This is a genomic window from Streptomyces sp. MUSC 14 (genome assembly GCF_001866675.1).
GTDB lineage: Bacteria > Actinomycetota > Actinomycetes > Streptomycetales > Streptomycetaceae > Streptomyces.
Map to the genome: position 1 here is coordinate 35,148 of NZ_MLYN01000014.1, position 12,888 is coordinate 48,035.

The 12,888-nt window shown below is 74.3% G+C and carries 10 protein-coding genes; 3 read left to right on the forward strand and 7 right to left on the reverse strand.

What is annotated here, in order from left to right; translation table 11 throughout:
• Nucleotides 1–64: 64 nt before the first annotated feature.
• From BIV25_RS07670 to lanKC, 3 genes are all read right to left on the reverse strand, one after another.
• Complete coding sequence (locus tag BIV25_RS07670; protein WP_079176488.1) at nt 65–1,864, reverse strand: ABC transporter ATP-binding protein; 1,800 nt, start codon at nt 1,862–1,864, stop codon at nt 65–67.
• Nucleotides 1,865–1,984: 120 nt separating this feature from the next.
• Nucleotides 1,985–2,098, reverse strand: a complete 114-nt coding sequence (locus BIV25_RS07675; protein ID WP_071371418.1) for a SapB/AmfS family lanthipeptide — start codon at nt 2,096–2,098, stop codon at nt 1,985–1,987.
• Between the two features lie 36 nt (nt 2,099–2,134).
• Nucleotides 2,135–4,747, reverse strand: a complete 2,613-nt coding sequence (lanKC, locus tag BIV25_RS07680) for a class III lanthionine synthetase LanKC (RefSeq protein WP_071371419.1) — start codon at nt 4,745–4,747, stop codon at nt 2,135–2,137.
• Nucleotides 4,748–5,009: 262 nt separating this feature from the next.
• Here lanKC and BIV25_RS07685 point away from each other — a divergent pair, with 262 nt between their 5' ends.
• The 3 genes from BIV25_RS07685 to BIV25_RS07695 all read left to right on the forward strand — a co-directional run bounded on the left by BIV25_RS07685 (nt 5,010) and on the right by BIV25_RS07695 (nt 9,357).
• Nucleotides 5,010–7,469, forward strand: coding sequence for a SpoIIE family protein phosphatase (locus tag BIV25_RS07685; RefSeq protein ID WP_177235188.1), 2,460 nt, complete (start codon nt 5,010–5,012; stop codon nt 7,467–7,469).
• Nucleotides 7,470–7,549: 80 nt separating this feature from the next.
• The gene (locus BIV25_RS07690) at nt 7,550–7,825 is read left to right on the forward strand and encodes a hypothetical protein (RefSeq protein ID WP_071371420.1); all 276 of its coding nucleotides are present in this window, start codon (nt 7,550–7,552) and stop codon (nt 7,823–7,825) included.
• Nucleotides 7,822–9,357, forward strand: coding sequence for a ubiquinol-cytochrome c reductase cytochrome b subunit (locus BIV25_RS07695; protein WP_079176489.1), 1,536 nt, complete (start codon nt 7,822–7,824; stop codon nt 9,355–9,357). Before BIV25_RS07690 ends, BIV25_RS07695 begins: the two co-directional genes overlap by 4 nt.
• On the opposite strand, the gene BIV25_RS07700 is transcribed toward BIV25_RS07695, so the two are convergent.
• The 4 genes from BIV25_RS07700 to BIV25_RS07715 form a co-directional block, all read right to left on the reverse strand.
• Nucleotides 9,293–9,676: a cytochrome c oxidase subunit 4 gene (locus tag BIV25_RS07700; RefSeq protein ID WP_071371421.1), complete on the reverse strand. Its 384-nt coding sequence runs from the start codon at nt 9,674–9,676 to the stop codon at nt 9,293–9,295. The two genes, BIV25_RS07695 and BIV25_RS07700, sit on opposite strands and share 65 nt — an antisense overlap.
• Nucleotides 9,673–11,334 (reverse strand): cytochrome c oxidase subunit I, encoded by a 1,662-nt coding sequence (gene ctaD / locus BIV25_RS07705; protein ID WP_071371422.1) that lies wholly within the window; start codon nt 11,332–11,334, stop codon nt 9,673–9,675. Before ctaD ends, BIV25_RS07700 begins: the two co-directional genes overlap by 4 nt.
• A 132-nt stretch (nt 11,335–11,466) precedes the next feature.
• Complete coding sequence (locus tag BIV25_RS07710; RefSeq protein WP_071371423.1) at nt 11,467–12,051, reverse strand: isochorismatase family protein; 585 nt, start codon at nt 12,049–12,051, stop codon at nt 11,467–11,469.
• Nucleotides 12,052–12,360: 309 nt separating this feature from the next.
• Nucleotides 12,361–12,798 carry a MarR family winged helix-turn-helix transcriptional regulator gene (locus BIV25_RS07715; RefSeq protein ID WP_071371424.1) on the reverse strand — a complete coding sequence of 146 codons (438 nt, stop codon included), beginning with the start codon at nt 12,796–12,798 and terminating at the stop codon, nt 12,361–12,363.
• Between the last annotated feature and the right edge of the window lie 90 nt (nt 12,799–12,888).

Consider the following 12,888-nt stretch of genomic DNA (forward strand, 5'->3'; position numbering starts at 1 on the left):
GTACGGAACATGAAGTCCGTCGTCGTTCCGCTCCGACGACCGTCCGCCGCCATGTGCCCCTCCATCAGCCTCGTTCCCCGCTGCCTGCCGCGGCCCCGGCGTCGCTCTCCCCCTCCGCCCCGAACGCCGCCCCGAACACCGCCCGGTACGCCGCGTCCCGCCACAGTTCCCGGTGGGTGCCCACGGCCCGGACGCGGCCGTCGTCCAGCCAGGCGACGCGGTCCGCGCGGGCCGCCGTCGCCGGGCGGTGGGCGATCAGGAGGCGGGTGCGGGCCGGGACGGAGGCCAACAGGCTCTGGGCGATGCGGTGTTCCGTGACCGTGTCGAGGCTGGACAGGGCGTCGTCGAGGATGAGGAGGCGGCCGTCGCGGACGAACGCCCGGGCCAGGCCCAGGCGTTGGGACTCCCCGCCGGAACGGGGGGCGTCGGCGACCAGGGTGGCGTAGCCGTCGGGCAGCCTGCGGACGAAGCCGTCGGCGTGGGCGCGCCGGGCGGCCGACCGGACGGCGGCCGGGGGCCGGTCGGCGAGCCCGAAGGCGAGGGCGTCCTCGATCGTCGTGCCCAGCAGGGCGGGGCGTTCGAAGGCGTAGGCGACGGCGCGCCGCAGCTCGTCGTGGGTGAGGCTGCGCAGGGGGACGCCGTCCAGGAGGACCTCACCCGCATCGGGGTCGGTCAGCCGGCCGGCCACCTCGGCGAGCAGGGACTTCCCGGTACCGGAGCGGCCGACGAGCGCCAGGGTCGTACCGCCCGGGACGGTCAGATCCAGTCCGTCGAGGACCGCGCGGCCGCCCCGGACGGCGGTCACCGCGCGCAGCTCCAGCAGGCCGGGTCCGGCGGGCAGGCGGCGGGTGCCGTGCTCCGGGCGGGGTTCGGCCGTCACCTCGGCGAGCCGGACGGTCGCGGCGCGGGCGCGGGCGAGCGCGGACAGCTGGCCGACGAGCGCGCCGACCCCGGTCGCGAGCACCGCGTACCGGGAGGCGGCCAGCAGGTCGCCGACCGACAGCCGGTGCCGGGCCAGCAGCAGCCCGGCCACCGCGAGGACGCCCAGGTTCAGCAGCGGTGCCACGGTGACCGCCTGCGCGGCGGCCCGCCCCTGCACCTGCCACATCCGCCGCCCGGCACGCGACAGTTCGGGCAGCGGCGCGAGGATCCGGGCCGTCTCCCGGTCCGCCACGCCCGCCGCCCGGATCGTCCGGGAGCCCGCGATCGCATCGGCCAGCGCGCCGGCGATCCGGCCCTGCGCCCGCTGGTATTCGGCCACGCAGGCGGTCGTGTCCCGGGCGAGGGCGCGCAGCAGCAGGGCCAGGACCGGTGCTCCGGCGAGGAACACGGCCGCCAGCCACGGATCGATGACGCCGAGCGCCACCACGCCCCCGACCGGCCCGGCGAGCGCGGCGAGCAGCGCGGCCACCGCACCCGGCGCCGTCCCGGCCTGCGCGGCGTTGCCGACCCCGCGCGCCACCAGGTCCCCGGCGCCGAACCGGGCCGTCGCGCGCGGGCCCAGCGCGAGGACGTGCCCGGTGAGGCGGCGGCGCAGCCAGGCGGTGGCGTGTGCGGTGGCCGTGCCGGTGAGTACGCCCGCGCAGCCGTCCAGCAGGGCGAGCAGCAGGACGACACCGGCACAGCAGGCGACCCAGCGGGCGGCCGGCGCCTGGGCGAGGAGCAGGTCGAGGGTGTGGCCGAGGAGGGCCGGCAGCAGCAGGCCGGCGGCCGTGGCAGCCGTACTCACGGCGCACAGCGCGGCACAGCGGGCGCGGCCGTGGCGCAGCACCGCGCGCGACAGGGCGCGGCCGGCCGCCGAAGTGCCGCCGTCGCAGCGGGAGTCGGCCGACTGCCGCGGCGCCGGGGCCGGAGAGGGGGTCATCGGCTGCGGCCTCGCTCGGCTCGGAGGGGTGCGGGGGATGCCCGGCGCACCGGGGCGGCCCCGGACGGACCCCTCCCCTGCGGGAGGGGTCCGTCCGGAGCCGGTGAAGCTCCCGTTCGGTCAGAGACAGAGCAGGATGCTCGCGGCGGAGACGCAGGAGAGCAGGCTCACGGTGCTCGCGCCGCCGCCGTCGTGCTCGTCGGACTCAAGGGTCTGAAGGTCGAGCAGGGCCATGGCAGGGTCCTTTCCTTGTCGGGGACGGGGGTTGGATCACGGCTCCGTCCGTGCGGAGCCGCGTGCGGGGGCCGCCGGTGCCGGCGGGAGGAACGGCAGGTGCGCGGTGCGGGGGTCGTCGCAGGCCGCGGCGAGCGCGAGCAGGCAGCCCGCCGTTCCGGTGGCGAGGTCCATGGACAGACGCATCATCTGGTGCCCGGGGAAGGCGAGTTGGCCCTGGTAGTCCATGGCGAGCCAGCCGAGCCCCTCGATCTGCCGTGCCAGCCGCTCCCGGCCGGCGCCCGGCGCCGTGGAGCGGGCGAGGTGCAGGATCATTCCGGCGCGGCCCTGGAACAGGCCGGGCTGGGCGTAGAAGCGTGAGGTGGCGGCGGTGAGGATGCCGGTACGGGCGCGGGCGAACGCCTCGTTGTCCGTGTGCCCGAGGTAGTCGTCCAGAACCAGGCCGATGCCCGCGCTGCCGTCACCGAGGTAGGGCAGCGTCCGCCGGCCCTCGTCCACCTCCAGGCCGCCGCCCGCCCGCTGGGTCACGCAGCAGTCCAGGTCACGGCGGAGCGCCACGGCGGCCGCGGCCAGATAGCGGTCCTCGCCGGTCTCCTGGTGGCGCCGCAGCAGGAACAGCGCCGGACCGCTCGCGCCGCGCAGCAGCCCGGCGCGCCGGCGCGGTCTGTCCGGCACGGGCTCGGTGAGCCGCCGTACGACGATGTCGGCGGCCTCGGCGGCGTGTTGCCGCAGGTACGGCTCGCCGGTGGTGTCCGCGAGCCGGCCGAGGACCAGACCGAGTCCGGCGAGCCCGCCGTGCAGGTCGGAGGCGAGATTGCGCCAGTTCTCCCGCAGGATGTCGTCGACCAGGTCCAACGCCCGCTGCCGGTGGCCCAGTTGATCGAGGACCAGGGCGACGCCCGCGAGGCCGTCGTACAGGCCGAGCGGGGTGCCGGGCGGCGGCGGGGCGGTGTGGTCGAGCAGCCAGCGCTCGCCCTCGTCGTAGCGGCCCGCCCCCGACGCCTCCAGGGCGTACAGGACCCCGGCCGCGCCGTGTGCGAGGCCGAGGCCGCCGCCGTCGGAGAACTGGCCGATGTCACCGGGGAACAGCCGGTCGTCGCGCTCCGGGGTGGCGGAGGCGAGGATCGCCTTCACCATCGAGTCGCGGCTGTACGGCCAGTCACCCGGCACCACGGGCGGGGCGGTCCGGACCCGTCGGCCGCCCGCCGTGTCCCGGGTGATCTCCGCGACCGCCTCGTCCAGGAAGGCCCGCGGCACGTCCGGGAACTGCTCGGCGACGACGTCCGCGAGATGGGCCGCCTTGCCGCGGTCCACCACGAACAGCGTGGTCACCGGCAGGAACAGGGCGAGCCGCAGACAGGCCAGCGCATAGCGGTCCACGTCCGGGCCGCGGCGGTCCGGCGGGGCGAAGAAACCGGGATGGGCGACGGTCTGCCGGGCGTTCTCGGCGGCGGGCGCGGCGGCCTCGAAGTCGATGAGATGCACCGACCGTTCGTCCTCGGCCACCATGATGTTGAAGACGTGCAGGTCGTTGAAGACCAGCCCGCACGCGTGCACCGCCTCGACCGCCCGTTCCACCGCCGCGTGGATCCGCAGCGCCCACGCCGTGTACGCGGCGACCTTCGCCGGGTCGGGGTCGGGGGTCAGCAGCGGATGCCGCTCGGCGAAGAAGGAGTTGAGCGGGCGGCCCGTGAGGAAGTCCATGACCAGGAACCGGTGCTCGCCGAGCAGGAACCAGTCCCGCACCCCGGGCACCACACCGGTCCCGGCCGCCCGCTCCAGCGCGGCCTTCTCCCGCTCCAGCCGGGTCACCGCGTCCGCGCCGTCGGCCGCGAGCCCCGCGTGCGGCCGGGCCTCCTTCAGCACCACCTTGCGCCCGTCGCGGGTGTCGGTGCCGGCGTACACCCCGCCGCCGTTGGAGAAGTGCAGCGCCTTGTCGATGCGGTACGGCAGCTCGCCGACCGTCGTGGTGTTGCGGGCCGCCAGATGAGGCCGGAGGAACCCGGGCAGGGTCACCCACTCCGGGACCTGGAAGGACGGCGCCCGCCGGTCCGGCACGAGTCTGCCCTCGCCGTCGGCCACCGCCAGGGCCAGCGTGCCGCGCTCGTCGACGACGTACCGGCGGGCGAAGGCGCCGTAGCGGACGTAGAGCGGACCCTCGCCCCAGCGCAGGTCGGTGAGGATGTACGGCCCCTCGAACCCCGCCAGCAGCGCGCCCAGTTCGCGCAGGACCTCGTGCAGCAGCGTCTCGTCGGCCGGGTAGACGGTGACGAACTTGCCGCTGGTGTCGCGGCCCGCGTACTTGGCGTTGCGCAGATGCAGCAGCTGCGGGCCCGGCACGAACTTGAAGGGGATGCGGCGCGGTACGCAGTAGTCCCAGACGATCTCGGCGATCCGCTCCGCGTTCGCGGCGGTCGCCGAGGAGTGGATCTTCCAGCCCTGGGCCGCCGACGGCAGCGGCACGCCGTCCGGGCCGAGCGGGGTCAGGTTCAGCCAGTCGCCGGAGCGGGACGCGTGCCAGCCGTCCGGGACGGCGCGGCGCGCCGCGGTGAACTGGGCGGCGGCCGCACCGCCGGCGTCCGGGAGCCGGTCGGGCGTGTCGTAGAAGTGCCCGTCGGCGAGCGCGTACACCTCGTACCGCTTGTCCATGCCCCTCCGCCCTCGTCGCCCTCGGCGCCCTCGCACCGTGTCCTCGGTCACCGGACCCTCGTCCCCGGTGACCGGAAGAGACACTCGCAGGCGTCGTACGGCTGCGGACAGTCACGTCTGTCACGAGGTCGCCGTGCGGAACTCACGGGTCAAGATGTGTTCGGCGGCTTTCGAGCGGACCCGGCGCACGCGGCCCGGGCCACCGCCCGCGGGCCACCCGCAGCGTTCACAGGGGCTGCGCAGGAGCCTCACACGCGCTGTAATGGCGAACGTGGTGAGCGAGGGCGCGGCGGTCGGCGGGACGAGGACGGGGCCGGAGCGCGCCGCAGCCGCCCTCGACGCCCTCCGCGCGTCGCCCGGCTCCCCGGACCGGCTCCACCGGGTCCTCGAACAGGCGCTGGTGTTCGCCGGTGCGGCCTTCGTCGGTGTGTACACGCCCGGCGACGATCCCGCGCAGCTGTCCCTCGCCGAGTCGGCGGGCCTGCCGCGCACCCTGTACGGGCTCCGCGACGGCTACCCGGCCGAGGGCACCTCCCCGGTCGCCGAGGCCCACCGCACCGGCCGCCCGCGGTGGCTCGGCCCCGAGGAACTGGCCGGGTGTCCCGAGGCCCGGCGCACCCCCTCCCCGGACTTCTCCGTGGCCGTCCTGCCGCTCGGCCCGGCGGGCGCGGGCGCGCTGGCGGCCGTCAGCGAGCATCCGGGCGGCTTCGGCATCGAGGACCGGGCCTGCCTGGAGCTGATCGCCGGCGCGGTCGCCGTCCCCGCCCCGGCCGCCGCGGGGGAGCCCGGCGAGCTCTCCGCGAACGCCTTCGACCTGGCCATGGACACCGGCCGGGTCGAGGTCGGCGACGCCATCCTGGGGCTGTTCGGGCTCGGCCGGGACACCTTCGACGGCCGGGTGGAGACCCTGCTCGCGCGGGCCGTGCCCGAGGACCTGCCCGCGCTGATGTCCGTGGTCGAGGCCGACCACATGTCCATCGGCGACCGCGAGCTGGAGTTCCGCATCCTGCAGCCCTCCGGCGCGCTGCTGTGGCTGCGGCTGCGCGGCCGGCTGCTGTCCGGCGGGGAAGGCCGGCCGGCCCGGCTGGTCGGCACGGTCGCCGACGCCTCCACCCTGCGCTCCGACGTCACCGACGTGGCCCGGGTGCAGCGCCTGGCCGCCGCTCTCGCCACCGCAGGCACGGTCAAGGACGTCGGCCGGGCCGTCGTCGACGCCCTGCGCGTACCGCTGAGGGCCGACCGGATCGCCCTCGCCGAACTGGAGAACGACCGCCTCGTCGTCACCGTCCTCGACCCGCCCGACCCCGAGGCGTGGCCCGAGGTGTGGCGCACCGAATGGCGCACCGAGTGGCCCGACGCGCCGGTGCGCGCCATGCCCACGCTCGCGGCCGCGTTGCGCGAGGGCCGCGCCCGGATCTGGCCCGCCGGCAGCACCCTGGAGCCCGCCCTCGCCGAGGTCGGCCCCGGCGGCCTCGCCGTACTGCCGCTGCCCGCCGGCGGCCGGGTGGCCGGCGCCTGCCTGATCGGCTGGGACGACCCGCACGACTTCGGCCCCGACGAACGCGCCCTGCTCACCGCCTGCGCCGCCCTGACCGGCCAGGCCCTGCTGCGCGCCCACGCCTTCGACGCCGAGCACGAACTCGTCGGCATGCTTCAGCGCACCCTGCTGCCGCGCCGCCTGCCCCGGCTGCCCGGCGCGGTCGCCGTCGCCCGCTATCTGCCCACCACCGCCGGGCTGGAGGTCGGCGGCGACTGGTACGACGTGATCCCGCTCGCCGACCACCACGTGGCCTTCGTCATCGGCGACGTCCAGGGCCACAACGCCGGCGCCGCCACCCTGATGGGCCAGATGCGCACCGCGCTGCGCGCCTATGCCGCCGAGGGCCACGCCCCGGACGTGGTCGTCGCCCACGCCAACCGGCTGCTGCTGGACATGGAGACCGACCTCTTCGCCACCTGCGCCTACGTCGACGTCGACATGGAGCAGGGCACCGCCTGGATCGTGCGCGCCGGCCATCTGGAGCCGGTCCTGCGTCACCCGGACGGCAGCACCGAGATCCTGCGCACCGAGGGCGGGCCGCCGCTCGGGGTGACGGCGCAGGCGGAGTTCCCGATGACCCCGCTGCGGCTGGCGCCCGGCACCGTGCTCGCACTGACCACCGATGGCCTCGTGGAGTCTGCGGACACCGACCTCGACACCGGCATGGAACGGCTCGCCCGCGCCCTGTCCGCCGCCGACCCCGCCCACCTCGGCCTGGTCGCCGACGCGCTGCTCACCGACGCCCACCGCACCGACGACGTCGCCCTGCTGCTGATGCGCTACGACGGCATGGCCGTACGGCCCCTGCGCGAGAGCTGGACGGTGTGGCGGGTACCGGAGGCGGTCCGGCACGCCCGCCGCTTCACCCGGCGCACCCTGCGCACCTGGGGCGTCAGCCCGGACACGCTCGACGCGGCCCTGCTGGTGGTCTCCGAACTCGTCACCAACGCCCTCGTGCACACCGACGGCCAGGTCCGCCTCGACCTCAGCCTGGTCAACCACCGGCTCCGGCTGGCCGTCGCCGACGCCTCGCCGCGCAGCCCGGTCAAGCCCACCAGCATCGGCTGGGAGGCCACCGGAGGGCGCGGCATCCTGCTGGTGGAAGCGGTCTCGGCGGCCTGGGGGACGGTCCCGGTCAGCGGCGGCAAACAGGTGTGGGCCGATCTCGTGCCCGGCGGCTGACCCGCCACTCGGGTACGGGTGCGGGCGCCCCCGGCAGGTCGAGGGGGCTCGCCCGGCGGCCGTGCCTAGGGTCGATCGGCGTGGCACACACCTTCGATGAACTGGTCGCGAAGCAACGCGCCGCGGACGCGGCCCAGCACACGGTCGACGAACTGCGCGAGGCCTACGGCCCGCCGGCCGAGCGGGGTATGACGGGCGCTCAGGCGGAGACCTACGAAACGGCCCTGCGCGCCTCGCGGGACCTGGCCCGCGAGGCGCAGACCGCGCTGAGCGACTACGCGAGGGAGACCGGCCGGCCGCGCGCCGACATCGAGGACGAGGTGGTGCGGGCGGCCGCGGAGCCGCAGGAGACATGAGCGCAGCGGCAGGCGGTACGAGCGGGGGCGGCCGTGGCGGTGCCGGGGAGGCGAGCCGTGGCGAGCGGTTCGTGCGGGCCGCCGACGCCCGGCTGCCCGTCCTCGACGGCGGCCCGCTGCTGCGCAAGGCGTTTCCGGACCACTGGTCCTTCCTGCTCGGTGAACTCGCGCTCTACAGCCTGCTGGTGCTGTTCCTGACCGGCGTCTGGCTGACCCTGTTCTTCACGCCCGTCATGCGCGAGGTCGTCTACGCCGGCCGCTACGCGCCGCTGCGCGGGGTGCGCATGTCCACCGCCTTCGCCTCCACCCTGCACATCAGCTTCGACGTGCGCGGCGGACTGCTGCTGCGCCAGGCCCACCACTGGGCCGCGCTGGTCTTCGTCGCCGCGATCGGCGTGCACCTGCTGCGGATCTTCCTCACCGGCGCCTTCCGCCGCCCCCGCGAGCTGAACTGGGTGATCGGACTGACCCTGTTCGTGGTCTCGCTCGCCGAGGGATTCGCCGGCTACTCGCTCCCCGACGACCTGCTCTCCGGGACCGGACTGCGCATCGCACAGGGCATCATGACGTCGATCCCGCTGGCCGGCACGTACGTGGCCTTCCTCGTCTTCGGGGGTGCGTTCCCGGCGCACGACATCGTCACCCGGCTGTACCCGGTGCACGTGCTGCTGCTCCCGGGTGCCCTCGTCGCCCTGGTCACCGTGCATCTGATCCTGGTGGTCCACCTCAAGCACACCCAGTGGCGCGGCCCGGGCCGCCGCGTGGACAACGCCGTCGGCAGACCGTTCTTCCCCCGGTTCACGGCCTCCTCCGGCGGGCTGTTCCTCATCGTCTTCGGCGTCCTGGTGCTCCTAGCCGCGCTCGCCCAGGTCAACCCGGTCTGGAACTACGGCCCCTACCGCCCCGACCAGGCCTCCACCGGCGCCCAGCCCGACTGGTACGTCGGCTTCCTGGAGGGCGCGCTGCGCCTGATGCCGGCCTGGGAGACGAACCTCGCCGGACACACCGTGATGTGGAACGTCCTGCTGCCCGCGGTGGTCCTGCCCGGCCTGCTGTTCGCGGTGCTGTACGCCTATCCGTTCGTCGAGCAGCGCCGCACCGGGCAGTGGCGGCGCGAACAGCACTTCTGCGACCGGCCGCGCGAACGCCCCGTCCGCACCGGCCTCGGCGTCGCGGGCATCGTCTGGTACGGCGTGCTGCTGCTGGCCGGCGGCAACGACGTCGTCGCCCAGACCTTCCGGATCTCCGTCAACGCCCTCACCTGGGTGCTGCGCGTCGCCGTGGTCGTCCTGCCCGTACTGGCGTTCCTGGTGACCCGCTGGCTGTGCCGGGCCCTCACCGAGGCCGAACGGCACCGGCTGGCGCACGGCGTGTCCACCGGCGAGATCCGGCAGAACATCACCGGCGGCTACGAGAGCGACCACGCACCCGTGGCGTCCTTCCGGCCCGGCGCCCCGCGCCGACCGCTCACCGCCGCGCGTACTGGAACGCCATCCCGAACACCCCGCGAGCCAGCACCCCCAGACCGATGAGGAACAGCCACAGTCCGTAGACCACGCCGCCGGCGGCCAGCGCGAACCCGAACGCGGTGATGACCGGGAACATGCTCTCGTCCGGGAAGAACGCCACCGGCTCCGCCCCGTCGGCCACCTCCGCCTCCGGGCGGTCCTGCGCCCGGCTGCCCCGCCGCCGGTACTGGATCAGGCAGAAGAACGACACCAGCGCCGCCATCCCGCACGCGACGACCAGCGCGACCGTGCCCGTCTCGTCCCCGGACCACACCCCGTACAGCGCGGCGGACCCGCCGAAGAACACCGCCACCCCGCCGAACAGCATCGACTCGGTCCTCATCGCGCGTGCTCCGCCCCGGCCCGGGCGGCCTCCGGATGGTGCAGGTCGAACGCGGGCGACTCCGAGCGGATCCGGGGCAGGGCCGTGAAGTTGTGCCGGGGCGGCGGACAGGAGGTGGCCCACTCCAGGCTCCGGCCCCAGCCCCACGGATCGTCGAGGGTGACCTGCTCGCCCCGGGCGGCGGTGCGCCAGACGTTGTAGAGGAACGGCAGCGTCGAGATCCCCAGCAGGAACGCGCCCGCCGAGGACAGGGTGTTGAGCAGCGTGAAGCCGTCCGCCGGCAGATAGTCCGCGTACCGGCGCGGCATGCCCGACGTGCCCAGCCAGTGCTGCACCAGGAAGGTCAGCTGGAACGCCGGGAACAGCAGCCAGAAATGGAGTCTGCCGAGACGCTCGTCCAGCATCTTCCCGGTGAACTTCGGCCACCAGAAGTAGAACCCGGCGAACATCGCGAACACCACGGTGCCGAACAGCACATAGTGCAGGTGCGCCACGATGAAGTAGCTGTCGGTCACGTGGAAGTCCAGCGGCGGGGAGGCGATCAGCACCCCGCTCAACCCGCCGAGCAGGAACGACACCAGGAAGCCCATGGCCCACAGCATCGGCGTCTCGAACGACACCGAGCCGTTCACCATCGTCCCGATCCAGGCGAAGAACTTGATCCCGGTGGGCACCGCGATCAGGAACGACATCAGGGAGAAGAACGGCAGCAGCACCGCGCCCGTGGCGAACATGTGGTGCGCCCACACCACCGCCGACAGCATCGTGATCGCGACGGTCGCGCCGATCATCGGCAGATAGCCGAACTGCGGCTTGCGGGAGAACACCGGGACGATCTCCGAGACGATCCCGAAGAACGGCAGCGCCACGATGTAGACCTCCGGATGCCCGAAGAACCAGAACAGGTGCTGCCACAGGATCGCGCCGCCGTTCGCCGCGTCGAAGACGTGCGCCCCGAACTTCCGGTCCGCCTCCAGCGCGAGCAGCGCCGCCGCGAACACCGGGAAGGCGGGCAGCACCAGGATCGAGGTGAAGAGCACGTTCCAGGTGAACATCGGCATCCGGAACATGGTCATGCCCGGAGCGCGCAGGCACAGGATCGTGGTGATGAAGTTGACCGCGGTCAGCGTCGTCGACACACCGGTGACCACCAGCCCCATCGCCCACAGGTCGCCGCCGGCGCCGGGCGAGAAGTAGGCGCTGTTCAGCGGCGCGTACGCGAACCAGCCGAACGCGGCGGCCCCGCCCGGCACCAGAAAGCCGGACACCACCATCAGCGCCCCGAACAGGTACATCCAGTACGACATCGCGTTCAGCCGCGGCAGTGCCAGGTCCGGCGCGCCGATCTGCAGCGGCATCACCGCGTTGGCGAACCCGGCGAACATGGGCGTCGCGAACAGCAGCATCATGATCGTGCCGTGGATGGTGAAGAACTCGCCGTAGCCGTGCTCGTTCAGGAACTGGAGCCCCGGCCGGGCGAGTTCGGCCCGCATGCCGAGCGCGAGCAGCCCGGCGAACAGGAAGAAGCAGAACGCCGTGACCATGTAAAACCGGCCGATCACCTTGTGGTCGGTCGTGCCCGCCCAGCGCAGCAGGGTCCGGCCGGGCCGCGGGGCGGGGGCCGTGTACCGTTCGACGGCCTCACGGGCATCGGACATCTGTGGTAGTTCGGTCATCCCGGGCGACGCTACTCCCGGTGCCCGAACGCCCAGCCCGCGCCACGCCTGGACACCGCCCGGCAAACCGTGGGCGATGTCCGGGCCGTGGCGGCCGGGGCGCTCGGGCGGTGCTCAGGCGTGGGTCTTGGCCAGCAGTTCCAGGACCTCGGCGGTGGTGCCGCTCTCGCCGAGCCGCGGGAAGATCCGCTCCACGCTGTTCGCGTGCGCCTCGGCGTCGGCGTCGGCCATCGCGTCGGTGGCGAGGGTGACGTGGTAGCCGTGCGCGTAGGCGTCACGGGCGGTGGACTCCACGCCGATGCTGGTGGCGATGCCGGTCAGCACGATCTGCGTGATGCCGCGCCGGCGCAGCTGGACGTCCAGGTCGGTGCCGTGGAAGGCGCTCCAGTTGTGCTTCGTGACGTGGATGTCGCCGGCGTGGCCGGACAGTTCGTCGACGATCAGGTCCCAGCCCTCGGGGAAGGCGAGGCCGCGGGCCTGGCGCTCGGTACGGCCGGGCACGACGTCCCCGCCGTCGGCCGAGAAGGACACGCGGACCAGGACCACCGGCAGGTTCCGGGCGCGGAAGGCGTCGGCGAGTTCCGCCGTGCGCGCCACGACCTCGGGGCCGGCGTACGGCTGGGTGGGCATGGCGGCGATGCCGTTCTGGAGGTCGATCGCGACGACGGCGGTACGGGGGTCGAGCGTGGTGAGCGACATGGTGGGTCGGGCCTTTCCGAGTGGTGCGGTAGGGGAAGGTGTGAGCCGGCCGAGGGAACGGCCGGCCAGGGTCGTCGCCGGCGGCAGGAGGGAGCCGGCGAGCACGAACAGGACCGGGCCGCCGTTCGGCCCGGTAGGGGGCTGGCCCGATCGGCACCGGCGCCACGGCGGTCATCGGGGAATCGACCGGGTCCAGGGCCGAGCCGAGGACCATCGGCGCGACGGGCCGGCGGTCGGATCCGGCGGGGAGGGGCGGGCGCCCCGCTCCCGGTGGCCGGGTGCCCGGTGGGCCTCGCCGTTACGGCCGCGTCACGGCTCCGACAGCCGGTCCATCAGCTCCAGCACCCTGAGGACGGCCTGCCGCTCCTCCTCGGTGTACCGCTCCTGGAAGGCGCGGGCCAGCCACTCGCTGCGCGCCTGCCGGTTGTCCTCCACGCGGGCCCGGCCGGCCTCGGTCAGCGTGACCAGCTGACGGCGGCCGTCGGCCGGGTCGGGGGCACGCCGGATCAGCCCCTGCTGCTCCAGTGCGGCCAGGGTCGTCGCCATCGACTGCGGGCGTACGCCCTCGGTGGCGGCGAGCGCGCTGGCCGTGGCGGCGCCATGCTTGCCGACCAGGGTGAGCGCCGACTCCTGGGACGGACTGAGGTCGGTGTCCTGCGCGACCTCGCGGAGCCGGCGCCGCAACCGGCTGAAGACCACACGCAGATCGCGGGCGGCCCGGGTGGCGGAGTCGGAGGTGTCAGCCATGCCCGCCAGCGTAGGACCGACAGCCGAAACTGTCCAGCTCGGACTGTTCAGTTCCACCTGAACAATTAGCGGGCCCCGCCGGCCGTGGCT